This is a genomic window from Pseudomonas sp. LjRoot277, assembly GCF_964253845.1.
Lineage (GTDB): Bacteria > Pseudomonadota > Gammaproteobacteria > Pseudomonadales > Pseudomonadaceae > Aquipseudomonas.
The window spans coordinates 1,338,899-1,361,211 of the sequence record NZ_CAXURI020000001.1 but is presented as its reverse complement, the minus strand read 5'-3'; the positions used below and the strand labels follow the sequence as shown (position 1 = coordinate 1,361,211).

20 protein-coding genes are annotated in these 22,313 nt (G+C 59.3%); 6 read left to right on the top strand and 14 right to left on the bottom strand.

The features are described from left to right. Positions 1-122 precede the first annotated feature (122 nt). On the top strand, positions 123-1,748 hold the full coding sequence (locus tag ACSQ87_RS06440; protein WP_008151641.1) for a glucan biosynthesis protein D: 1,626 nt from the start codon (positions 123-125) through the stop codon (positions 1,746-1,748). A gap of 63 nt (positions 1,749-1,811) precedes the next feature. Here the strand turns inward: ACSQ87_RS06440 and ACSQ87_RS06435 are convergent, their stop codons facing one another. The 3 genes from ACSQ87_RS06435 to ACSQ87_RS06425 all read right to left on the bottom strand — a co-directional run bounded on the left by ACSQ87_RS06435 (position 1,812) and on the right by ACSQ87_RS06425 (position 5,436). Then, positions 1,812-2,918 (bottom strand): NADH:flavin oxidoreductase/NADH oxidase, encoded by a 1,107-nt coding sequence (locus ACSQ87_RS06435; protein WP_046048186.1) that lies wholly within the window; start codon positions 2,916-2,918, stop codon positions 1,812-1,814. Between the two features lie 199 nt (positions 2,919-3,117). Then, complete coding sequence (recJ, locus tag ACSQ87_RS06430) at positions 3,118-4,827, bottom strand: single-stranded-DNA-specific exonuclease RecJ (protein WP_436273560.1); 1,710 nt, start codon at positions 4,825-4,827, stop codon at positions 3,118-3,120. A 66-nt stretch (positions 4,828-4,893) separates the two neighbouring features. Continuing rightward, a complete protein-coding gene (locus ACSQ87_RS06425) occupies positions 4,894-5,436 on the bottom strand; it encodes a YaeQ family protein (RefSeq protein WP_007897614.1) in 543 nt (180 codons plus the stop codon). A gap of 147 nt (positions 5,437-5,583) precedes the next feature. Here ACSQ87_RS06425 and ACSQ87_RS06420 point away from each other — a divergent pair, with 147 nt between their 5' ends. Then, complete coding sequence (locus tag ACSQ87_RS06420) at positions 5,584-6,783, top strand: CaiB/BaiF CoA transferase family protein (RefSeq protein ID WP_223429722.1); 1,200 nt, start codon at positions 5,584-5,586, stop codon at positions 6,781-6,783. A gap of 58 nt (positions 6,784-6,841) precedes the next feature. Then, positions 6,842-7,705, top strand: coding sequence for a TIGR02285 family protein (locus ACSQ87_RS06415; RefSeq protein WP_436273559.1), 864 nt, complete (start codon positions 6,842-6,844; stop codon positions 7,703-7,705). A gap of 170 nt (positions 7,706-7,875) precedes the next feature. Here the strand turns inward: ACSQ87_RS06415 and ACSQ87_RS06410 are convergent, their stop codons facing one another. The 11 genes from ACSQ87_RS06410 to ffh all read right to left on the bottom strand — a co-directional run bounded on the left by ACSQ87_RS06410 (position 7,876) and on the right by ffh (position 18,317). Next, the gene (locus ACSQ87_RS06410) at positions 7,876-8,163 is read right to left on the bottom strand and encodes a DUF3509 domain-containing protein (protein WP_033056390.1); all 288 of its coding nucleotides are present in this window, start codon (positions 8,161-8,163) and stop codon (positions 7,876-7,878) included. Between the two features lie 162 nt (positions 8,164-8,325). Continuing rightward, positions 8,326-9,684 carry a transporter substrate-binding domain-containing protein gene (locus ACSQ87_RS06405; protein WP_223429720.1) on the bottom strand — a complete coding sequence of 453 codons (1,359 nt, stop codon included), beginning with the start codon at positions 9,682-9,684 and terminating at the stop codon, positions 8,326-8,328. 121 nt (positions 9,685-9,805) lie between these two features. Continuing rightward, on the bottom strand, positions 9,806-11,230 hold the full coding sequence (gene thrC / locus ACSQ87_RS06400) for a threonine synthase (protein ID WP_223429719.1): 1,425 nt from the start codon (positions 11,228-11,230) through the stop codon (positions 9,806-9,808). Positions 11,231-11,296: 66 nt separating this feature from the next. Next, positions 11,297-12,601 (bottom strand): homoserine dehydrogenase, encoded by a 1,305-nt coding sequence (locus tag ACSQ87_RS06395; RefSeq protein ID WP_150654769.1) that lies wholly within the window; start codon positions 12,599-12,601, stop codon positions 11,297-11,299. Between the two features lie 134 nt (positions 12,602-12,735). Continuing rightward, positions 12,736-13,467 (bottom strand): DsbC family protein, encoded by a 732-nt coding sequence (locus ACSQ87_RS06390; protein ID WP_436273558.1) that lies wholly within the window; start codon positions 13,465-13,467, stop codon positions 12,736-12,738. Between the two features lie 283 nt (positions 13,468-13,750). Continuing rightward, a complete protein-coding gene (gene xerD, locus ACSQ87_RS06385; RefSeq protein WP_008151625.1) occupies positions 13,751-14,647 on the bottom strand; it encodes a site-specific tyrosine recombinase XerD in 897 nt (298 codons plus the stop codon). 99 nt (positions 14,648-14,746) lie between these two features. Then, the gene (gene rplS, locus ACSQ87_RS06380; protein WP_003175895.1) at positions 14,747-15,097 is read right to left on the bottom strand and encodes a 50S ribosomal protein L19; all 351 of its coding nucleotides are present in this window, start codon (positions 15,095-15,097) and stop codon (positions 14,747-14,749) included. A 45-nt stretch (positions 15,098-15,142) separates the two neighbouring features. Further along, positions 15,143-15,916, bottom strand: coding sequence for a tRNA (guanosine(37)-N1)-methyltransferase TrmD (gene trmD, locus ACSQ87_RS06375; protein ID WP_154503229.1), 774 nt, complete (start codon positions 15,914-15,916; stop codon positions 15,143-15,145). Then, positions 15,898-16,434, bottom strand: coding sequence for a ribosome maturation factor RimM (rimM, locus tag ACSQ87_RS06370; RefSeq protein WP_008014731.1), 537 nt, complete (start codon positions 16,432-16,434; stop codon positions 15,898-15,900). Before rimM ends, trmD begins: the two co-directional genes overlap by 19 nt. A 5-nt stretch (positions 16,435-16,439) precedes the next feature. Then, positions 16,440-16,691, bottom strand: coding sequence for a 30S ribosomal protein S16 (gene rpsP / locus ACSQ87_RS06365; RefSeq protein WP_007944872.1), 252 nt, complete (start codon positions 16,689-16,691; stop codon positions 16,440-16,442). 249 nt (positions 16,692-16,940) lie between these two features. Then, the gene (ffh, locus tag ACSQ87_RS06360; RefSeq protein ID WP_033056394.1) at positions 16,941-18,317 is read right to left on the bottom strand and encodes a signal recognition particle protein; all 1,377 of its coding nucleotides are present in this window, start codon (positions 18,315-18,317) and stop codon (positions 16,941-16,943) included. A gap of 210 nt (positions 18,318-18,527) precedes the next feature. On the opposite strand from ffh, the gene ACSQ87_RS06355 reads away from it, so the two are divergent. The 3 genes from ACSQ87_RS06355 to ACSQ87_RS06345 all read left to right on the top strand — a co-directional run bounded on the left by ACSQ87_RS06355 (position 18,528) and on the right by ACSQ87_RS06345 (position 22,232). Next, positions 18,528-19,340, top strand: a complete 813-nt coding sequence (locus tag ACSQ87_RS06355) for a cytochrome C assembly family protein (RefSeq protein WP_436273557.1) — start codon at positions 18,528-18,530, stop codon at positions 19,338-19,340. Positions 19,341-19,352: 12 nt separating this feature from the next. Further along, the gene (locus ACSQ87_RS06350) at positions 19,353-20,597 is read left to right on the top strand and encodes a transporter associated domain-containing protein (protein WP_223429717.1); all 1,245 of its coding nucleotides are present in this window, start codon (positions 19,353-19,355) and stop codon (positions 20,595-20,597) included. 318 nt (positions 20,598-20,915) lie between these two features. Next, a complete protein-coding gene (locus ACSQ87_RS06345) occupies positions 20,916-22,232 on the top strand; it encodes an MFS transporter (protein ID WP_436273556.1) in 1,317 nt (438 codons plus the stop codon). Positions 22,233-22,313: the final 81 nt, after the last annotated feature.

Here is a 22,313-nt window from a genome sequence, read left to right as displayed (position 1 = left end):
TTTAAGCTATTTGTTATCTGTTAAATGACCGTTGCGTTTGGCCGAAGGCATGTCCGAACCTTTTATTTTTGATCCAGCACGTGCCAGGAACGGCGCGGGATTGTTCACGACAGGTTGAACTTATGCACCGCAGGAATTTGCTCAAAGCATCCATGGCCATCGCTGCCTACACCGGATTATCAGCCACCGGTCTGCTGGCTTCGCGGGCCTGGGCCGGTACTGGCGCGGCGGACGGCGAAGCTCAGGCTTTCGACTTTGAAGCGCTGAAAATCCAGGCCAAGCAGCTCGCCGGCAATCGCTATCAGGACACCAAGCAGGTGTTGCCGCCGACCCTGGCGACCATGACGCCGCAAAATTTCAACGCGATCCGCTACGACGGCAACCACTCGCTGTGGAATGACCTCAACGGTCAGCTGGATGTGCAGTTCTTCCACGTCGGCATGGGTTTCAAGCAACCGGTGCGCATGTACAGCGTCGACCCCAAGACGCGTCAGGCGCGAGAGGTGCATTTCCGCCCGTCCCTGTTCAACTATGAGAAAACCACGGTCGATACCAAACAGCTCACGGGCGACCTGGGGTTTTCCGGGTTCAAGCTGTTCAAGGCCCCGGAGCTGGACCAGCACGACGTGCTGTCCTTCCTCGGCGCCAGCTATTTCCGTGCGGTCGATGCCTCGGGCCAATACGGTCTGTCGGCACGCGGCCTGGCGATCGATACCTATGCCAAGAAGCGTGAAGAATTCCCGGACTTCACCAAGTTCTGGTTCGAGACCCCGGACAAGGACAGCACCCGCTTCGTGGTCTACGCCCTGCTGGATTCACCGAGCGCGACCGGCGCTTACCGTTTCGACATCGACTGTCAGGCCAGCCAGGTCGTCATGGGCATCGATGCCCACATCAATGCGCGTACCGCCATCGAACAATTGGGCATCGCGCCGATGACCAGCATGTTCAGCTGCGGCACCCATGAACGGCGCATGTGCGACACGATTCACCCGCAAATCCACGACTCGGATCGCCTGGCCATGTGGCGTGGCAACGGCGAGTGGATCTGCCGCCCGCTGAACAACCCGGCCACCCTGCAATTCAATGCCTTCGCCGACACCGATCCGAAAGGTTTCGGCCTGGTGCAGACCGATCACGAGTTCGACAGCTATCAAGACACCGTCGACTGGTACAGCAAGCGTCCGAGCCTGTGGGTAGAACCTACGACCGCGTGGGGCGAAGGCTCTATCGATCTGCTGGAAATTCCTACAACCGGCGAAACCCTGGATAACATCGTCGCGTTCTGGACCCCGAAGAAACCGGTCGCGGCCGGCGACTCCCTGAACTACGGCTACAAGCTGTACTGGAGCGCACTGCCTCCGGTCGGCACGCCATTGGCGCGGGTCAACGCCACTCGTTCGGGCATGGGCGGCTTCATCGAAGGCTGGGCGCCGGGCGAACATTACCCGGAGGTCTGGGCGCGACGGTTTGCCGTGGACTTCACGGGCGGCGGTCTGGACCGCTTGCCGGAAGGCGCGGGGATCGAGCCGGTGGTCACGTGCTCGAATGGGCAAGTGAAGGATTTCAACGTGCTGGTGCTGGATGACATCAAGGGTTACCGCATTACCTTTGACTGGTACCCGACCAATGACAGCGTGGCGCCGGTGGAACTGCGGTTGTTCATTCGTACCAATGACCGGACGTTGAGTGAAACCTGGTTGTATCAGTACTTCCCGCCTGCGCCGGATAAGCGTAAGTACACCTGACAGCTGTAGAAACGCAAAAGCCCCGATCACAACGACCGGGGCTTTTTGGTTTTACTGCATCACTCAGTCGCGCAAATCCGACTCATGAATCGGCTGTTCACGATGGGTGGCCCGCTGATACTGCGCCGGCCAGATGGCCTTGCGTCCACCCAGGTCATCATCGGCATGCAGCGGCCAGTACGGATCACGCAGCAGCTCACGGGCGAGAAAGATGATGTCGGCCTGGCAGGTGCGCAGAATGTGCTCGGCCTGCGCCGGCTCGGTAATCATTCCTACCGTGCCGGTGGCAATGCCTGACTCTTTGCGCACACGTTCAGCGAAGCGAGTCTGATAACCGGGACCTGTTGGAATCTCGGCGTTGGCCGCCGTACCGCCCGACGAGACGTCAATCAGGTCTACGCCCAACGCGTGGAGGCGTCGCGCCAGCTCCACGGTTTCATCCGGGTTCCAGCCGTCTTCCACCCAATCGGTGGCCGACACCCGCACGAACAGCGGTAGCTCTTCAGGCCACACCGCACGCACCGCTTCGGTGACTTGCAGCACCAGCCGGATGCGATTCTCGAACGAACCACCATATTGATCGCGCCGCTGATTGCTCAGGGGCGAAAGAAACTGATGCAACAGGTAACCGTGGGCGGCGTGTATTTCCACCACTTTGAAACCGGCGGTCAGTGCTCGCTGAGCCGAAGCGACAAAGGCCTGAATGACCTCAGCGATCTCGCTTTCATCAAGCGGCTTGGGATGTGTGTGCTGCGGGTCGAAAGCAATCGACGATGGACCCACCGGGATCCAGCCACCGTCTTCGGGTTTGACGCTGCCATGTTTACCGATCCACGGCCGATGGGTGCTGGCCTTGCGCCCGGCGTGAGCCAACTGAATGCCGGCCACAGCGCCTTGTGCCGCAATGAAGCGCGTGATGCGTTGCAACGGTTCGATCTGTTCATCGTTCCACAGACCGAGGTCCTCGGCGGTGATGCGCCCGTCGGCCGTGACCGCCGTGGCTTCGGTAAACACCAGGCCGGCCCCGCCGACTGCGCGGCTGCCGAGGTGGACCAGGTGCCAGTCATTGGCCAGTCCATCAACGCTGGAGTACTGGCACATCGGCGACACCGCAATGCGGTTGAGGAGGGTCAATTGGCGAAGGGTATAGGGTTCAAGCAGCAGACTCATGGGGCACCTCTCGAATCAGTGGGCAGGCTCCAGGGTTCTGTTTGAAAAGTCGACGAGTGACAGGAAAAAGGTGCAGCACCCGCCCCCGCGGGCAAAAAATTCGACAAGACGTCACAAGGATAATCAAGCAGTGCTTAGAGACTAGTCGACATCGGGGGATGAGGGAGGGTTCAGATGGATTGGGTGCCAGAAGATCGCTTCAACGCGGTTCGATGTGGGCAATCATCAACTGCACCGTCTCGTTGCCACGGAACTCGTTGAGGTCGAGTTTGTAGGCCAATTCCACCCACTTGATGGTCGGATTCGGCCAGATGTCGCGGTCGATTCCGAAGGCAATGCCATCCAGTTTTACCGAACCACATTCACTCTTCAGCACCACTTTGAGGTGTCGCTCACCGACCACCCGCTGCTCGACCAACTGGAACACGCCGTGGAACAGCGGCTCCGGGAAATGCTGCCCCCAAGGACCGGCATGGCGCAGGGCACGGGCCAGTTCCAGGTGGAATTCCTCGACCGCCAGCGTGCCGTCCGACAGCAATCGCCCGGTCAGGTCTTCTTCGCGCAATTGCCTACGCACTTCCGCATCAAAGGCTTCGGCGAACAACGGAAAATTCGCTTCCGGCAGCGTCAGGCCGGCGGCCATTGCATGGCCGCCGTACTTGCTGATCAGGTTCGGATGCTGCGCGGCCACCACGCTCAGCGCGTCGCGAATATGAAAACCCTGAACCGAACGCCCCGAGCCCTTGAGCAAGCCATCGCCGGCATCGGCAAAGGCAATGGTCGGACGGAAATAGCGTTCTTTCATACGCGATGCGAGGATGCCGATGACACCCTGGTGCCACTCGGGATCGAACAGGCACAAGCCGAACGGCATCGACTCGACCGGCAAATCCTTCAGTTGAGCCAGCGCTTCACGCTGCATGCCCTGCTCGATGGATTTTCGGTCCTGGTTCATGCCGTCGAGTTGAGCGGCCATTTCACGCGCCAGACCAGCGTCTTCGGTGAGCAGGCATTCGATGCCCAGGCTCATGTCATCCAGACGTCCCGCCGCGTTCAGACGCGGGCCAACAATGAAACCCAGGTCGGTAGAGGTGATGCGCGCGTGGTCACGTTTGGCGACTTCGAGGATCGCCTTGATCCCCGGTCGAGCACGCCCGGCGCGAATCCGTTCCAGGCCTTGGTGCACCAAAATCCGGTTGTTGGCATCCAGCGGTACCACGTCGGCGACGCTGCCAAGGGCCACAAGGTCCAGCAACTCGCCGATGTTCGGCTGCGGCTTGCTCTCGTACCAACCGAGGCTGCGCAAGCGCGCACGCAGGGCCATCAGCACATAGAAAATCACCCCGACGCCGGCCAGCGCCTTGCTCGGAAAGTCGCAACCTGGCTGGTTGGGATTGACGATGGCATCGGCCAACGGCAACTCGTCACCGGGCAAGTGGTGGTCGGTGACCAGCACCTGGAGCCCGGCCTTTTTCGCCGCCGCCACGCCTTCAACGCTGGAGATACCGTTGTCCACAGTGATCAGCAACTTTGGTGTACGGGTCAGCGCCACTTCAACGATTTCCGGCGTCAGGCCGTAGCCGTACTCGAATCGGTTCGGCACCAAATAGTCGACGTGCGCCGCGCCCAGCAGGCGCAAGCCCAACATGCCCACGGTGCTGGCCGTCGCGCCATCGGCGTCGAAGTCACCGACGATCAGAATCCGCTGACGCTGCTCCAGCGCCGTCACCAGCAAATCCACCGCGGAATCGATGCCTTTGAGTTGCTGGTACGGAATCAACCGCGCCAGGCTCTTGTCCAGTTCAGCCTCCGACAGCACGCCCCGCGCCGCGTACAGACGGGTCAGCAGCGGCGGCAGATCACCGAGGAATGGCAGGGTGTCGGGCAACAGGCGAGGTTCGATGCGCATGGGGTGACAGGTGCTTCTCTTGAATACGTAGGATAAAAACGGGTAACGCTGACCAGCAGCGAGTAATCAGCCGCGTTCGCCGCTCAGCCACTGCAACTGGACTTCGTGCTGACCACGGTCGTCGGTGACGAAAATCGTCCCTTCGCTGATCATCACATCCCACTTGATAACCCGCGGCATGTCTTTGGCCAGGGTTTCCAACACTTCCTGCGGAACAGCAGCGATGTGCACGTTTTTCAGGTTCTTGATCGCCGGGATCACTTTGGTCTCCCAGACGCGCAGGCTGCCGTAAGCCAGCAGGCTGGTGCGTTCGGTGCGACGCGAGCACCACGTCAGGCGATCGGCGTCTGGCTGGCCGACTTCGATCCAGTGCAGGACACGGTCGTCCAGGCTCTTTTCCCACAGGGCAGGTTCGTCCACGTCTGACAGACCGCGACCAAACGACAACTGCTCGTTGTACCAGAAGGCGTAGGCCAGCAGCCGCACGGTCATGCGCTCTTCGGTTTCCGAAGGGTGGCGGGCGATGGTCTGCTTCACGCTCTCGTACACGCTGCGATCGAGGTCGGTAAGGTTCAGTTCAAACTTGTAGGTCGTGGACGGCTGGGCCATGAACGGGCTTCTTGATACGGGGAAAGGCGGCAAGTCTAACCGATGCGGTAGGCAATCCACGAATTGAAGGCGATCAACCTTGGTCGTCTGACGTTCGGCTATGTTAAAACCCTGTATCCGCTCAACCTTTGTCCTACAGGATCCAGCATGCCGCTCACCGGAAAACCGCTCTCAGGTCTGAAAGTCATTGAATTGGGAACGCTGATCGCCGGGCCGTTTGCCTCGCGCATTTGCGGCGAGTTCGGTGCCGAGGTGATCAAAATCGAGTCCCCGGATGGCGGCGATCCGTTGCGCAAATGGCGAAAACTGTATGAAGGCACCTCGCTGTGGTGGTTCGTCCAGGCGCGCAACAAAAAATCCCTGACCCTGAACCTCAAACACCCCGAGGGCCTGGCGATCCTGAAAAAACTGCTCAGCGAAGCGGACATTCTGATCGAGAATTTTCGCCCGGGCGTGCTGGAAAAACTCGGTCTGGGCTGGGACGTCTTGCACGCTCTGAACCCGAAACTGGTGATGGTGCGTCTCTCGGGTTTCGGTCAGACCGGACCGATGAAGGATCAGCCAGGCTTTGGTGCCGTCGGTGAATCCATGGGCGGTCTGCGTTACATCACCGGGTTCGAAGACAGACCACCGGTGCGCACCGGGATTTCCATTGGTGACTCGATTGCCGCGCTCTGGGGCGTGATCGGCGCATTGATGGCCCTGCGTCATCGCGAGGTTAACGGTGGCCTCGGCCAAGTCGTGGATGTGGCGCTGTATGAAGCGATCTTCGCCATGATGGAAAGCATGGTCCCCGAGTTCGACGTGTTCGGCTTCATCCGCGAGCGCACCGGCAACATCATGCCGGGCATCACGCCCTCCTCGATCCACACCAGTGCCGACGGCAAACATGTGCAGATCGGCGCCAATGGCGACGCGATCTTCAAACGCTTCATGCTGATCATTGGTCGCGAGGACTTGGCCAATGACCCTGTATTGGCGAGCAACGACGGACGCGATAGCCGTCGCGACGAGATTTATGGGGTGATTGATCGCTGGGTCAATTCGCTGCCGCTGGACACCATCATCGAGCAGTTGAATCAGGCCGACGTACCGGCCAGCCGGATCTTCAGTGCTGAAGATATGTTCAGTGATCCGCAGTACCTGGCTCGGGAAATGTTCCTGAAGGCCAAGTTGCCGGACGGCAAAGATTTCAAGATGCCGGGAATCGTGCCGAAACTATCAGAGACACCCGGCACTTCGGAATGGGTCGGGCCGCAGTTGGGCGAACACAATGCGCAGGTACTCAACGATCTTGGTTACGACAAGGAACAGATCGCAAAACTGCGTGAAGACGGGGCCATCTAAGCTGAGGCGCCTGCTTGCGCGGCCCATCAACCACTGCCTGACACGCGACGGACGAGCATTGTGCGCGTTCGCCTTTTTCCTGTTGCTCGCCGGCCAGGCTCAGCCAACGTTGGCGCAACCGAAGGAAACCCTGGTCTGGCTGTTGCGCGACCTTCCACCGCTGATGATTTTCGAAGGATCGAAAAAGGGCCAGGGCGTCATCGATCAACTGTTACCGCTGCTGATCGCCCGCATGCCGCAATATGAACACTCCCTGATGCGAGTCAATCGCGCTCGTGGCTTGCAAATGCTCCACGAGCCATCCCTCACGTGTGATGCAGCGCTGAACTGGAGCAAGGAGCGCGATGGCTGGATCGCGTTTTCCATCCCGGTCTTTCGGGCCATGAGTAATGGCCTGGCCGTGCGCCGCGTTGACCGGGAGGTGCTGGCGCCCTTTATCAAGGACGGCGAAGTGGACCTGGCGGCCCTGCTGGCCAGTGGCCGCGAGAAACTGGGCATTATTGCCGAGCGCAACTACGGCGAATATCTCGACGCGCTGATCAAACAAGCACCAGCCAACTCACTAACCCTCCACTACGGCAACGACGCTTTGGGCAGCCTGTTGCAAATGCAACGCCTGGGGCGCTTGCGGATGCTGTTGGGGTACCGCTCGGAGATCCGCTACCAGGCCCAGCAGCAAGGGATCGCGGAGGATGAATTGCAGTTCTACCCGATTCGCGGCACGGGCAAATACCTGTCCGGTTACATTGGCTGTACCGACACCCCCCAAGGCCGGCAGGCGATCATCGAGATCAACCAACTGCTAAGCACCCTGCCCCACGATGACTTGAGCGAGGCATATGCCGCCTGGCTGGACCCCGAAAGTCGCAGCGACTACCTGGAAGCCAGTCGTGCATTTTTCCTGCAGCAGGCCGAGCAATGACAAATCGCAGGCAAAAAGAAACCCCGAGAAGTGGGGAGACGACTCGGGGTTAAACGTGGCCTATATAAAGACCAGTAACAGCAAGCTACAAGCACCGGAGCACAATGCTTGATCCTGCTGTTACATGGTCTGACTGACCTAAGCGCAGGAAGGTTCCCACAAAAAACAATTCAATTTCGGTTGGCCAGGATCTTGTCCTGAGCAGCATTACGTAACGCCGCGATGACGCAGGGCTCCAGCCGACCTTCGGCGATCAGCACGTCGCGATGCAATCCGTCGACGACATCCGTCAACAGACGTTTGCTGGTCAACTGGGCCTGATTGAACGCCCGCTCGACCACGATCGCACCGGTCGCATTCTTAAGTGTCACCAGGCATTCGCCATGGGTCCCCGACGGGGTCAACGTTACCTGATACGGGCTCAGAGCTTCACCGAGCAATAGACTGATACTTTCCATCTCGATCACCACTCAATAGTCCGAAAACAAAGTGCCTGGGGCGTGCCTACAGTAAATGACCACTGGCTCGAGAATAAAGTTCTGGATACCGATTGCTGGTGAACCTGCGCCGCGGGTCAATAGAGCATGCACGGCCAAGATGACAGATAAAAAACAGCCGCGTCACGCCTGCGTCTTACGCTTGCCAATATCGGTCCATCCTCCCAGCAGGCCCCGCAATTGTCCGTCGGCACCGTAAAAAGGCACCGTCCACTGATAGACATGCCTGACGCCGTTGTTGAACATCAATTGACGCTCAGTGAAGCGCGTCTTGCGCGTACCGAGTTGGGCCATGAACTCTGCATGCAGCAGTTCAGCGGTCTCTTTGGGCAAGACGTCCAGCTCAATCAGCTGTCGTCCCTGAACCTGGTCGAAACGGGTCGACAAGCCCTCCTCATAACTTTTGTTGCACATGATCAAACGCCCCTCCAGATCACGAACAAACATCGGATCGGGCATGGCGTCCATCAACGCATGCTGGAAGGCAAGCTGATCACTCAGACTTTTCTCGGCATCCAGGCGCTGCTGGATCAATACCGTGAGCCGTCGGTTCCAGAGCAGGGACATCAGGCCGAACAGACTGACGATTACCATTCCCCAGCAGCCCCACTCGGCGAGTCGGTGCCAGACGCCGGACACCTTGACCGGGGCAATCCCATTGAGCCATTTCAGGCGAATGGCGCGCAATTCGGCAGGATCAAGCGCCTCAAGCGCCTTGTTGAGGATGCTCGACAGCTGAGGCTGACCTTTGCGTACGGCCAAGTGGTCCGCCTCCCATTTGCCCTCCACCGTATACCCGACCTTGAGCTGCCCGGACGGATAGAGTTGTGCTCCGGTTTCGTTTTCGATGGTGGCATAGGCCTCACCGCTCTCGACCAGCGCCCGGGCCTCCGCGTAGGTTTTAACCGAGCGCAGCTCAATGTCGGGATAGTCGCGGCGAATCGTGGCCTCCAGCGCATGCCGGGTTGGCAACACCAGAACCCTTCCCGACAGCTGCTCCAGGGATTGCACCTCTGGCGCCCCGGCCCGCCCAACGAACACCCAGCCAGCGCCACCGAACGCATGACTGAAATCCAGAAACGTCTTGCGTTCGTCATTCATCGCCAGCGTCGTGCTCATGTCCGCTACGCCACTTTCCAGTCGCCCGAGCAACTGATCGGTGGAAAACGATTCTTCGTGAACAAACTGCAATCCCGTCATCACGCTGATGCGGTTGAGCAGATCATTGTTCAAGCCGCTCCATTGGCCGTGCTTATCCTTGAACAGGTACAGCGGGTATTGCACCGATGCGACGATGACTTTTGAATGCTCGGCAATCCATTTCAACTCTTGAGCATCCAGCTCGATCCTTAGGCCAGCAACCGATCCTTTGGAATCGGTCGCCGCCAATTGCGACGCGCTCCCCCATTGAGCAAAGCCCAGGGCGCCGACTAAAAAAAACATCCAGCACGCGGCTGGTTTTAACCCTCTGAAAAACAGCATTGCCACTTCCTTCGTGATCAACTCGCCCGTCCTTCATGGGGCGAAAACCCGACAAGTGTGGCACGCAGAAATGAGAAAGCCCGTCAGGAGACGGGCTTCAAAATGTGACAGTTTTAATCGGTTACAAAGGCTTGCCGCGGTTGCCATGCTTGCTGACAAAGGCCTGCACGGCTTTCAGATCATTTGGCAGCACGGTGCAGCGCTCATCTCGCTCAAACAAATCAGAAAGATGTGCAGGTAGTTCGAGCGCTTTTCCTACGCCAGCTTTTTCCACTGCGTCCGGGAATTTGACCGGATGCGCCGTACCGAGGATCACCATCGGGATATCCAGGCTGCGACGGCACTCGCGCGCCGCCTTCACGCCGATAGCGGTGTGCGGATCCAGCAGTTCGCCGGTTTGCTCAAAAACTTCAGCAATGGTTTCGCAGGTTTGAGCGTCATCCACGGCCAGCGAATCGAACAGCTTGCGAGCTTCGGTCCAGCGCTCCTCTTCGACGCTGAAACCGCCACCTTGCTTGAAGGTGTCCATCAGCCCGGCAATTGCTGCGCCGTTGCGACCGTGCAGGTCGAACAGCAGGCGTTCGAAGTTCGACGACACCATGATGTCCATCGACGGCGACAGCGTGGCGTGCAGGGTGTCCTTGACGTACTGATTGCCGCTCATGAAGCGGTGCAGGATGTCATTGCGGTTGGTGGCGACGATCAACTGGTTGATCGGCAGTCCCATGTTGCGCGCCAGGTAACCGGCGAAGATGTCGCCGAAGTTGCCGGTCGGCACCGAGAACGATACCGAACGTGCCGGACCGCCCAACTGCAGGGCTGCGTGGAAGTAGTAAACGATCTGGGCCATGATTCGCGCCCAGTTGATCGAGTTCACGGCCACCAGACGCGTGCCTTTGAGGAAGCTCTGGTCGGCGAAGCTGGCCTTGACCATTTCCTGGCAATCATCGAAGTTGCCTTCGATGGCGATGTTATGGATGTTCTCGCCGAAGATGGTGGTCATCTGGCGACGCTGCACTTCGGACACGCGGTTGTGCGGGTGCAGGATGAAGATGTCGACGTTTTCGCAGTGCTTGCAGCCTTCGATGGCCGCCGAACCGGTGTCGCCGGAGGTGGCGCCGACAATCACTACGCGCTCACCGCGTTTTTCCAGCACGTAGTCAAGCAGACGACCCAGCAGCTGCAAAGCGAAGTCTTTGAACGCAAGAGTCGGGCCGTGGAACAGCTCCAGCACCCATTCGTTGCCGTTCAGCTGACGCAGCGGTGCCACGGCGTTGTGGGAAAACACGCCGTGCTCTGAAGAAGAGTAGGTCTCTTCCAGAATCTTTTTGAAATCGGCGTCAGGGATGCTGCCGCCAACGAACGGGCGCATCACCCGGAAGGCCAACTCGTGATACGGCAGGCCGGCCCAGGAGGCGATTTCTTCCTGGGTGAAACGTGGCAGGTTTTCCGGGACGTACAGACCGCCGTCGGTGGCGAGACCGGCCAGCAGGACATCTTCGAAATTCAGGGCCGGTGCCTGGCCGCGGGTACTGATATAACGCATGACTGGCTCCAATAGACAGTGTTCGCAATGCCGGGCCCGCGTGCGAGCCCGGTGAACGATAACGGCTTAGTTCAGGTGCTCGACGCGGATCCGTACGACCGGGCCGACCACGCCTTCCAAGGCCTCCAGGGCGGTGATCGCGTCGTTCATGTGCTGTTCCAGCACACGGTGCGTCAGCAGGATCATCGGCACCAGGCCGTCGTGTTCTTCGACTTCCTTCTGCATGATCGATTCGATGTTGATGCCGCGCTCCGACAGGATGCTCGCCACCTGCGCCAACACGCCCGGATGGTCCTTGGCCTGGATGCGCAGGTAATAGGAGCTTTCGCAGGCCTCGATCGGCAGGATCGGGTGAGCCGACAGCGAATCCGGCTGAAAGGCCAGGTGCGGTACGCGGTTTTCCGGGTCGGAAGTCATGGCGCGAACCACGTCCACCAGGTCGGCGATCACCGACGAAGCGGTCGGCTCCATACCAGCGCCAGCGCCGTAGTACAGGGTCGAACCCGCGGCATCACCGTTGACCATCACCGCGTTCATCACGCCGTTGACGTTGGCGATCAGGCGATCGGCAGGAATCAGCGTCGGGTGCACGCGCAACTCGATACCGGCCGCCGTGCTGCGCGCCACGCCCAGGTGCTTGATGCGATAGCCCAGCGCTTCGGCGTAGTTCACGTCAGCGGTGGTCAGCTTGGTGATGCCTTCGGTGTAGGCCTTGTCGAACTGCAGCGGAATGCCGAACGCGATCGACGCCAGGATCGTCAGCTTGTGGGCCGCGTCGATGCCTTCAACGTCGAAGGTCGGATCGGCCTCGGCGTAACCCAGGGCTTGCGCCTCGGCGAGTACGTCTTCGAAGGTGCGACCCTTCTCACGCATTTCGGTGAGGATGAAGTTACCGGTGCCGTTGATGATGCCGGCGACCCAGTTGATGCGGTTGGCCGACAGGCCTTCACGGATCGCCTTGATCACCGGAATGCCACCGGCCACGGCGGCTTCGAACGCAACAATCACGCCCTTCTCCCGGGCCTTGGCGAAAATTTCATTACCGTGAACGGCGATCAACGCCTTGTTCGCGGTCACAACATGCTTTCCGTTCTCGATCGCTTTGAGTACCAGCTCGCGGGCAACGGTGTAGCCGCCCATCAGCTCTATGACGATGTCGATCTCAGGGTTCGTGGCCACTTCGAAGACATCGTTGGTAATCGCAATACCGGTCGTCTGGAACTGAGGCTTTGGCGTGCGCATGGCAATTTGTGCCACTTCGATTCCACGCCCGGCACGACGAGCAATTTCCTCGGCGTTACGCTGAAGTACGTTGAAGGTACCGCCACCGACGGTCCCTAACCCACAGATGCCTACTTTGACCGGTTTCACTGTGAACTCCCCATAAAACGGCCGACTCAAGGCCGGCCGTGAAAACAACCGCATGCTCGCGGTTCTCTATTAATGGCCCGGCGAATGCTGCCGCCGAACCATGATCGTCAATGGCTGACCGTGACGATGCGAATTTACTTCGCGCCCAGTGCCAGTTTGGCGACTTGTGGCGCAGGCTGGTAGCCCGGAATGACTTGGCCGTCGGCCAAAACGATGGCCGGTGTACCGTTCACGCCGATCGACTGACCGAGGGCGAACTGCTTGGAAACCGGGTTATCGCACTTGGCGGCCTTGATTTCCTTGCCGTCGACCATCTTGTCCATCGCGGCTTTCTTGTCTTTCGAGCACCAGACCGCTTGCAGCTGTTCATCACCCGGCGAGCCAAGGCCCTGACGCGGGAATGCGACGTAACGCACTTCGATGCCGCGCTTGTTCAGCTCAGGCACTTCGGCGTGCAGCTTGTGGCAGTACGGGCAGGTGGTATCGGTAAACACGGTGATGTGCGATTTGGTTTCGCCGATCGCCGGGTAGACCACGGTTTCAGCCACTGGAATTTCGTTGATCAGTTTGGAAATGCCCAGGCGTTCGGTCTTTTCGGTCAGGTTGACCGGTTTGCCGTCCTTGAGCTGGAACAGGTAACCCTGAACGACGTACTGGCCGTCGGCACTGGCATAGAGTACGCGACTGCCCTTGAGTTTGACTTCGTACAGACCTGGCAACGGGCTGGCAGTGATGGTTTCTACCGGCACGTCGAGCTGGAGGTTTTCCAGGCTTTTACGAATGGCTTTGTCGGCCGCGTCATCGGCGACGGCAAAGGTGCTGACCAACGCAATGGCTGCGGCGGCGAAAGTCTGGGTCAGACGCATGAGAACTCCTGAAGGCGGACAAATGGGACGATCAGAACGCCCGTGCCGAAACACCGGGTCATAAACGCCCATCGTGCAAACTGGCAAAGCCTACCACATAAGGCCCTCGTGGCGAGGGGGCTTGTCGGAACGCCGCACCGCCCCGTTGGGTTGCGAAGCAGCCCCATTTTGACGATCTCAAGCAGCCAGATAGACCGGGGTGTGAGACTTGACGACTGCTGCGCAGCCGAACGGGGGCAAGCCCCCTCGCCACAGGTCAGCATTTTCATTCCTGGAGCTGCGCTTATCCGCGCGGGTGGTGTTTGGCGTGCAGGTCCTGCAAACGGGCGCGGGCGACGTGGGTGTAGATCTGCGTGGTCGACAGATCGCTGTGGCCGAGCAGCATTTGCACCACCCGCAAGTCCGCGCCATGGTTGAGCAAGTGCGTGGCGAAGGCATGGCGCAAGGTGTGCGGCGAGAGCGACTTGCCGATCCCGGCAACCTTGGCCTGGTGCTTGATGCGATGCCAGAAGGTCTGCCGAGTCATCTGCTCGCCGCGCTGGCTGGGGAACATGACATCGCTGGGACGCCCGCCGAGCAGCTCCTGGCGGCCATCGCGCAGGTAACGCTCGACCCAGACAATCGCCTCCTCGCCCATCGGCACCAGCCGCTCCTTGCTGCCCTTGCCCATCACTCGCAGCACACCTTGGCGCAGATTGACCTGCTCCAGCGTCAGGCTGATCAGCTCCGTCACACGCAAGCCACAGGCATAAAGCACTTCGAGCATGGCGCGGTCGCGTTGGCCGATGGCTTCGCTCAGGTCAGGTGCTTTTAACAAGGCCTCCACATCCGCTTCCGACAAGGACTTAGGCAATGGCCTACCCAGCTGCGGCATGTCGACACGCAAGGTCGGATCGACGGCAATCAGCTTTTCCCGCAGCAAATAGCGATAGAAGCCACGCACGCCGGAGAGAAATCGCGCCGTCGAGCGGGGTTTGTAGTTTTGCTCCAGACGCCAGGCCAAGTGATCGAGGATCAATTCGCGGCCGGCATTGATCAACTCCAGCCCTTTTTCCTGCAGCCAGCCGTTGAACAGGGCCAAGTCGCTGCGATAGGCATCGCGGGTGTTATCGGAAAGACCTTTCTCCAGCCACAGAGCGTCGAGGAATTGGTCTATCAGTGGATGATCGATGGCGGGCATAAAGGCTCAGGCAAGACCGACAGTACGGCCAGGGAAGATAAATCGCAGGCAACAAAAAAGCAGCCCGTAGGCTGCTTTTTTCTGCATCGGAAGCTGGACTTAAGCCAGTTTTTCCTTGATGCGAGCTGCTTTACCGGACAGGTCACGCAGGTAGTACAGCTTGGCTTTACGTACGTCACCGCGACGTTTAACGGCCATGCTGTCGATTTGCGGGCTGTAGGTCTGGAAAGTACGCTCTACGCCAACACCGTTGGAGATTTTACGAACGGTGAAAGCACTGTTTACGCCGCGGTTACGCTTGGCGATAACAACACCTTCGAACGCTTGCAGACGCGAACGGTCGCCTTCCTTCACTTTCACCTGAACGACAATGGTGTCGCCCGGGGCAAAGGTAGGGATCTCTTTGGTCATCTGCTCTGCTTCGAGTGCAAGGATGATTTTGTTAGTCATGCTGTGCTCCTAAGGTAAATCGTCGGATCTACCATCGATACGTTGTTAACTATCGTCCCGCTCGCGGATGTATTCCTCGAGCAGCTTCTTCTCTTCTCCAGAAAGCGAGCGGCTTTCCAGAAGATCGGCGCGTCGTTCAAAGGTCCTACCAAGGGACTGCTGTAAACGCCAACGCCGGATATGCGCGTGATTGCCACTTAGCAACACGTCGGGAACACGCTGATCCGCATACACCTCCGGTCGGGTGTAGTGCGGGCAATCCAGCAAACCATCCGTAAAGGAATCTTCCTCGGCGGAGTCCGCATGCCCTAAAGCTCCAGGCAGCAGTCGTGTAACCGCATCGATCAGGACCATCGCCGGCAGCTCGCCGCCAGACAGTACATAGTCACCAATCGACCACTCTTCATCGACATGAGCCTCTATAAAACGCTCGTCAATGCCTTCATAGCGGCCGGCAATCAGGATCAATGCATCCAGATTCGCCAACTCGCGTACCGCCGACTGAGTCAGTTGACGGCCTTGGGGGGACAGGTAAATTACCTTCGCCGCCTCCCCGGCTGCTGCCTTGGCCTGAACCAACGCATCTTCCAGGGGCTTGATCTTCATCACCATGCCCGGACCACCGCCAAATGGGCGATCGTCCACAGTGTGATGTCGATCCGTCGTGTAGTCTCGCGGATTCCAACAGGTGAGCTGCAAGAGCCCCTGTTTCACCGCACGACTGGTGATGCCGTACTCGCTGATGGCGGAGAACATCTCGGGAAACAAACTGATCACTTCTACGCGCAAGTTAGCCACGCTTAGAAGTCCGCATCCCATTCCACCTTCATCTCGCCTGCGGCAAGGTCGACGGCCAACACGCATTGCTCCGTATAGGGCAACAGGCGTTCGCGATCATCCAGGCTGCCAGCGCAAGGCTTGACCACCATTACATCATTGGCGCCGGTTTCCAGAAGATGATCGATTTTCCCAAGCAATTGCCCGAGTTGATCAATGACCTTCAGACCTTCCAGCTGGTACCAGTAGTACTCGCCGTCGGTCAATTCAGGGAACAGGTTGCGCGGCACGCAGATCTCATAACCGGCCAGAAGACGCGCTTCTTCACGATCATCAAGACCCTTGAGCTTTGCGACCAGGAACTTGTCGTTCCCACGTCCGCTGACCAGCTCAACCTGTTTCACATTACCTTCGCGCTTGAGCGTCCAGGTTTTGTACTGCAACAGGTTTTCAGTCGGATCAGTAAAGGAATACACCTTCACTTCGCCGCGAACGCCATGAACCGAATAAATTTTGCCGATAACGATCAAATCATCAGCAACAGCTGGCGTCGCGTTCATATTGCTCAGGCCGCAGCCTTAGCCGCGTCCTTCAACAACTGAGCAACACGCTCAGATGGTTGTGCACCAACGCTCAGCCAGTAGGCTACGCGCTCTTGGTTCACGGACAGACGGACTTCTTGACCACGAGCAACAGGGTTGAAGAAACCAACCTGTTCTTTGTGCGAACCGTCGCGCGGGTTGCGGCTGTCGGTTACGGTCAAGTGGTAAAACGGGCGCTTTTTGGAGCCGCCAAGGGCAAGACGGATTGTTAGCATGTGAACATCGTTCCTGTAGTCGGTGCTGCAAATCTAAAGGCACAGCGGGCATAGGTGCCCGAAAGGCCGCATATTCTAAGGAATATCCGGACTTTTGCAAATGACTTTTTCCGGCGGCCTTTCAGTCGCCATCAAGATTTGCTATAGAGCCGTCGTTGAAAACGGCCAGTCAGCTCCCGCCAAGCGCGGGTTTGCTGGAGATCCCACTTCCGTGTGAGAGGTGCAAGGGCAAGCCCTTGCGTGAATTCTTTACATTCTCGGCATGCCGCCGCCGGGCAACATACCGCCCATGCCGCGCATCATTTTGGCCATTCCGCCTTTCGCGGAGAACTTCTTCATCATCTTCTGCATCTGCTTGTGCTGCTTGATCAAGCGGCCGATGTCCTGCACCTGAGTGCCGGAACCCATGGCGATCCGGCGTTTGCGCGAACCGCTGATCATCTCAGGGTCGCGGCGCTCGGCCGGGGTCATGGAATTGATGATGGCTTCCATCTGCTTGAATTGTTTCTCTGCCGCGCCTTGGGCGTTGCCCATCTGCGCCAGGTTCATACCGGGCATGTTTGGCAGTTTATCCATGAGGCCGCCGAGGCCGCCCATGTTTTTCATCTGTTGCAGCTGATCGCGGAAGTCTTCGAGGTCGAAGCCCTTGCCCTTCTTCAGCTTCTTGGCCAGTTTGTCGGCCTTGTCCTTGTCGAGGGTCTGCTCGGCCTGCTCGATCAGGCTGAGTACGTCGCCCATACCAAGGATGCGCGAAGCAATACGCTCCGGGTGGAACGGTTCAAGCGCGTCGCTCTTCTCGCCCATACCGATGAACTTGATCGGCTTGCCGGTGATGGCGCGAACCGACAGCGCGGCACCGCCACGGGCATCGCCGTCGACCTTGGTCAGGATCACACCGGTCAGCGGCAGCGCGTCGCCGAAGGCCTTGGCCGTGTTGGCAGCGTCCTGACCGGTCATGGCGTCAACCACGAACAGCGTTTCGACTGGGTTGATCGCGGCATGCAGAGCCTTGATCTCGCCCATCATCTCTTCATCGATGTGCAGGCGACCGGCGGTATCGACGATGACCACGTCGATGAATTTCAGTTTTGCTTCTTTAATAGCTGCTTGCGCGATGTCGACCGGCTTCTGGCTCAGGTCGGACGGGAAGAAGGTAACGCCGACTTCACCCGCGAGCATTTCCAGCTGCTTGATCGCTGCCGGACGGTAAACGTCCGCAGACACGACCATGACCGACTTCTTCTTGCGCTCTTTGAGGAAGCGCGCGAGTTTGCCGGCGGTGGTGGTTTTACCCGCGCCCTGCAAACCGGCCATCAGCACGACGGCCGGAGGAACGGCGCTCAGGTTCAAGTCTTCGTTGGCCGCGCCCATCAGGCTTTCGAGTTCGGCCTGGACGATCTTCACGAAGGCCTGGCCCGGCGTCAGGCTGCGCGACACCTCGGTGCCGACGGCGCGTTCCTTGACCGAATTGACGAAGTCCTTGACGACCGGCAAGGCGACGTCAGCTTCGAGCAACGCCATGCGCACTTCGCGCAGGGTGTCTTTGATGTTGTCTTCGGTCAGCTTGGCCTTGCCGGTGACATGGCGCAGCGTCTGCGAGAGACGGTCGGTTAAGTTTTCAAACATTGCGCGATCCTTTCAGGCCCTGTGTAGACCGGGATAATGGCGGCCCAGACCGGAATAAACATGTGCTCGGCGAGCCTGCGGCGTGGGCAGGTCGCGGATTATAGCGAAGACTGCGTCTGGCGGACACCTCATCGTCAGGTTGCATGGTCTTTCGTGCTGCGGGGGTTCTATGCCAAACTCAGCGCCTTTCGGGCTTGCCTAACAGGATTTATGCTCCCCTTGTCACCCAGTTTGCTAGCTACCCTCGCCGCCGCCTGCTTATATGCCGCTGCGACCCTCTATCAGGGCACTCGTCTGGCCACCGGTGCCAAGGCGAACAAACGCCTGCTGGTCACGCTCGGCGTGCTCGCCGTGCTGGCTCATAGCGCCAGCCTGTTCACCCACCTGCTGACACCGATTGGCCTGGGCCTGGATTTTTTCAGCGCCGCCAGCCTGATTGCCGCCGCGGTGATTGCCCTGACCCTGCTGGCCTGCTCGCGGATCCCGGTGGAAAACCTGCTTATATTGCTGTTCCCGCTCGGTGCCGCCACCGTGCTGCTCGCACAGTTCGCCCCCGCCGGCACCGTGCAGATCATCGACGAAGAACCGGGCATTCTCGCCCACATCCTGCTGTCGATCCTCGCCTACGGCATGTTCACTATTGCGGTGTTCCAGGCGTTGCTGCTGCTGGTTCAAGACCATCAGCTCAAGCACAAACACCCGTCGGGCCTGATCAAGAACTTCCCGCCGCTGCAAACCATGGAAAGCCTGCTGTTCGGTTTCCTCTGGGCCGGCTGGACCCTGCTGTCGCTGTCGCTGATCTCCGGCTGGCTGTTCGTCGACAACCTGTTCGCCCAGCACCTGGTGCACAAAACCTTGCTGGCGTGCATCGCCTGGATCGTCTTCAGCGTGCTGCTCTGGGGCCGTAACCGCCTCGGCTGGCGCGGACACAAGGCCATTCGCTGGACCCTCGCCGGTTTCTGCTTGCTGATGCTGGCGTATTTCGGCAGTAAGCTGGTTCGTGAATACATCCTGCATATCTGACGGGCGGCATTAATGGACGACTTGCCCATAGGGCCGATGCTCGCGGTAGTGGCCCTGCTGATTTTATGGTCGGGGCTGTTTACCGCCATCGAAGCTGCGCAACAGCACTTGCTCGCCCAGCGAACCGCTTCGCGTTCGAGCGACAAACCGGTGGCAAAGCTGAGCTTTTCGCTCAATAGCCTGATCTTTTGCAACACCCTGTGCCGCGCACTGGTCGTGGTCATCAGCACCTTGCTGGCGATTTTCACTTGGGCGGAAAACGGTCCATGGGTGGCCTGCCTGGGGGCTGGCGCCGTGCTTCTGGTGTTCGCCGACTACCTGCCGCGTACCCTCGCCGTCCGTTATCCGGACGCCGTCCTGGCCCTGGGCAACACCTTGCTTGGCGCACCACTGAAAATCATCTATCCCGCCGCCTGGTTGCTCAATGGCATAAGCCAGCTGCTGATGCGACCGTTCGCCCGCAAAGTCAACGTGGTGCAGCAGAGCGAAGACGAGGCCCCGAACGATCGGCACGACGATCACGAACACGCCGTCTGCCGCCCACACCCGCTGTCAGGCATCCATGCGCTGGACAACATCACGGTCAACGACATTCTGGTGCCACGCAGTGACGTCGACGGGGTCAACCTGGACGACTCCCTCGAGGAAATCATCGAGCAGCTTCGCGCCAATAAACGCACGCGCTTGCCGGTTTTCCACAGCGACATCAATCAGGTCGAGGCGGTACTCAATACCCGGCAGATCCGCCATCTGCTGTCCGACGCCAGCCTGACCCGAGAGGCACTGCTGGCAGCCTGTCACGACCCCTACTTCGTGCCGGAAAGCACCCCGCTGCAACTGCAGCTGTTGAATTTCCACAAACAACAGCGACGCCTGGGCATGGTGGTCGACGAGTATGGCGAAGTGCTCGGTGTCGTGACTCTGGAAGACATTCTCGAAGAAATCGTCGGCGAGTTCGAAAGCCAGCACAGCCTGGACAACCCGCACATCCATCCACAGGCCGATGGCCGCCTGGTGATCGAAGGGGCGGCGTCGATTCGCGAACTGAACAAGAGCCTGGGCTGGCACTTGCCGAGCGACGGTCCGAAAACCCTCAACGGGTTGGTGACCGAGGCGCTGGAAACGATTCCGGACAGTGCGGTATGCCTGAAGATCGGGCGTTATCGGCTGGAGATTCTGGAGACCGAGGAGAATCGCGTTACTCGGGTGTTGATCTGGCATACCAGTTCGACGCCTGCGATTGCTTCTATCCGTTAGACAGTTAAAAGATCGCAGCCTCGCTTCGCTCGACAACTTGTAGGAGCTGTCGAGCGAAGCGAGGCTGCGATCTTTTTCAAAACTATGCCCTTGTTCGATCGATAGCTGCCTTCCTATAATCGAGCCGCTTACCCAAGCCCCGCCGCACCACGTGCTTACCCCGCACGCAGCAGGTTCCGGCCAGACCATCGGCAATATCCGCACCACACCGACGACTGTTCCTACCTTGAACAGCGGCCGCGCCTCACTCCCACATCCCTGGGTGTTCGACCATAATAATTCGCTCCACTGGGGCACATGACTGTCAGGGATAACCGCATGACGACCAGCACGACTTATAACGACACCGCGCCTGCGCATCCGACGAACTCCGCCACCCGCGTGGCGACCGCGAGTTTCATCGGCACCGCCATCGAGTTCTACGACTTCTACGTCTATGCCACTGCCGCTGCACTGGTGATCGGTCCGGTGTTCTTTCCGCAAACCTCCGGCACGGCCCAGATGCTGTCGGCGTTTCTCACCTTCGGCATCGCCTTCCTGGCTCGACCGCTGGGATCGGCGCTTTTCGGCCACTTCGGTGACCGTATCGGGCGCAAATCGACACTGGTTGCCTCGCTGCTGCTGATGGGCGTGTGCACCACACTGATCGGCGTGCTCCCGGGTTACGACAGCATTGGGGCCTGGGCGCCGATCCTGCTCTGCGTGCTGCGCTTCGGCCAAGGCCTGGGACTCGGCGGTGAATGGGGCGGCGCGGCGCTGCTGGCGACGGAGAATGCGCCGAAGGGCAAACGCGCCTGGTTCGGCATGTTCCCGCAGCTTGGCCCCTCGATCGGCTTCCTCGCGGCCAACGGCCTGTTTCTTACGCTGGCAATGACCCTGAACGACGAGCAGTTCCGCTCGTGGGGCTGGCGGATTCCGTTCCTGCTCAGTGCCGCGCTGGTGATGGTCGGTCTGTACGTGCGCCTCAAGCTTCACGAAACCCCGGTGTTTGCCAACGCAATGGCTCGCCAGGAGCGGGTAAAGATCCCGTTGGTCGAGCTGTTCAGCCAATACTGGGCGCCGATGTTGCTGGGTGCCGGGGCGATGGTGGTGTGCTACGCGCTGTTCTATATCTCGACGGTGTTTTCGCTGAGTTATGGCGTAACGACGCTCGGCTACACCCGCGAAACCTTCCTCGCGCTGCTGTGCTTCGCCGTGCTGTTCATGGCCGCCGCTACGCCGCTGTCGGCTTGGGCCAGCGATCGTTACGGGCGTAAACCGGTGCTGATCATCGGCGGTATGCTGGCGATTCTGTCCGGCTTCCTGATGGAGCCGCTGCTGACCCAAGGTTCGACCTGGGGCGTGGCGCTGTTCCTGTGCATCGAGCTGTTTCTGATGGGCGTAACGTTTGCGCCGATGGGCGCGCTGCTGCCGGAGTTGTTTCCAACCCACGTGCGTTATACCGGTGCGTCGGCGGCCTACAACCTGGGCGGCATTGTCGGAGCCTCGGCGGCGCCGTTCTTCGCACAGAAGCTGGTGGCGATGGGTGGCTTGAGTTATGTCGGCGGGTATGTGTCGGGGGCGGCGGTGCTGAGCTTGATTGCCGTGCTGTGCCTGAAGGAAACGCGCGATAACGATCTGAATCGGGTGGCCTGAAGAAAAAGCAAAAACTTCGCGAGCAAGCCCGCTCCCACAGGGGATCGCGTTCTAACAGAAAGAATGCGTTCCAATGTGGGA

Excerpts from the sequence above, each read along its gene's own strand:
- ACSQ87_RS06405 (WP_223429720.1), bottom strand. The coding sequence starts at position 9,684 with ATGCTGTTTTTCAGAGGGTTAAAACCAGCCGCGTGCTGGATGTTTTTT.
- rimM (WP_008014731.1), bottom strand. The coding sequence starts at position 16,434 with ATGAACGCGACGCCAGCTGTTGCTGATGATTTGATCGTTATCGGCAAA.
- recJ (WP_436273560.1), bottom strand. The coding sequence starts at position 4,827 with ATGCGCATCGAACCTCGCCTGTTGCCCGACACCCTGCCATTCCTCGGT.
- ACSQ87_RS06345 (WP_436273556.1), top strand. The coding sequence starts at position 20,916 with ATGACGACCAGCACGACTTATAACGACACCGCGCCTGCGCATCCGACG.
- rpsP (WP_007944872.1), bottom strand. The coding sequence starts at position 16,691 with ATGCTAACAATCCGTCTTGCCCTTGGCGGCTCCAAAAAGCGCCCGTTT.
- ffh (WP_033056394.1), bottom strand. The coding sequence starts at position 18,317 with ATGTTTGAAAACTTAACCGACCGTCTCTCGCAGACGCTGCGCCATGTC.
- ACSQ87_RS06425 (WP_007897614.1), bottom strand. The coding sequence starts at position 5,436 with ATGGCCCAGCCGTCCACGACCTACAAGTTTGAACTGAACCTTACCGAC.
- ACSQ87_RS06435 (WP_046048186.1), bottom strand. The coding sequence starts at position 2,918 with ATGAGTCTGCTGCTTGAACCCTATACCCTTCGCCAATTGACCCTCCTC.
- ACSQ87_RS06420 (WP_223429722.1), top strand. The coding sequence starts at position 5,584 with ATGCCGCTCACCGGAAAACCGCTCTCAGGTCTGAAAGTCATTGAATTG.
- thrC (WP_223429719.1), bottom strand. The coding sequence starts at position 11,230 with ATGCGTTATATCAGTACCCGCGGCCAGGCACCGGCCCTGAATTTCGAA.
- ACSQ87_RS06390 (WP_436273558.1), bottom strand. The coding sequence starts at position 13,467 with ATGCGTCTGACCCAGACTTTCGCCGCCGCAGCCATTGCGTTGGTCAGC.
- ACSQ87_RS06440 (WP_008151641.1), top strand. The coding sequence starts at position 123 with ATGCACCGCAGGAATTTGCTCAAAGCATCCATGGCCATCGCTGCCTAC.
- ACSQ87_RS06355 (WP_436273557.1), top strand. The coding sequence starts at position 18,528 with ATGCTCCCCTTGTCACCCAGTTTGCTAGCTACCCTCGCCGCCGCCTGC.
- xerD (WP_008151625.1), bottom strand. The coding sequence starts at position 14,647 with ATGCCCGCCATCGATCATCCACTGATAGACCAATTCCTCGACGCTCTG.
- trmD (WP_154503229.1), bottom strand. The coding sequence starts at position 15,916 with ATGGGATGCGGACTTCTAAGCGTGGCTAACTTGCGCGTAGAAGTGATC.
- ACSQ87_RS06350 (WP_223429717.1), top strand. The coding sequence starts at position 19,353 with ATGGACGACTTGCCCATAGGGCCGATGCTCGCGGTAGTGGCCCTGCTG.
- rplS (WP_003175895.1), bottom strand. The coding sequence starts at position 15,097 with ATGACTAACAAAATCATCCTTGCACTCGAAGCAGAGCAGATGACCAAA.
- ACSQ87_RS06410 (WP_033056390.1), bottom strand. The coding sequence starts at position 8,163 with ATGGAAAGTATCAGTCTATTGCTCGGTGAAGCTCTGAGCCCGTATCAG.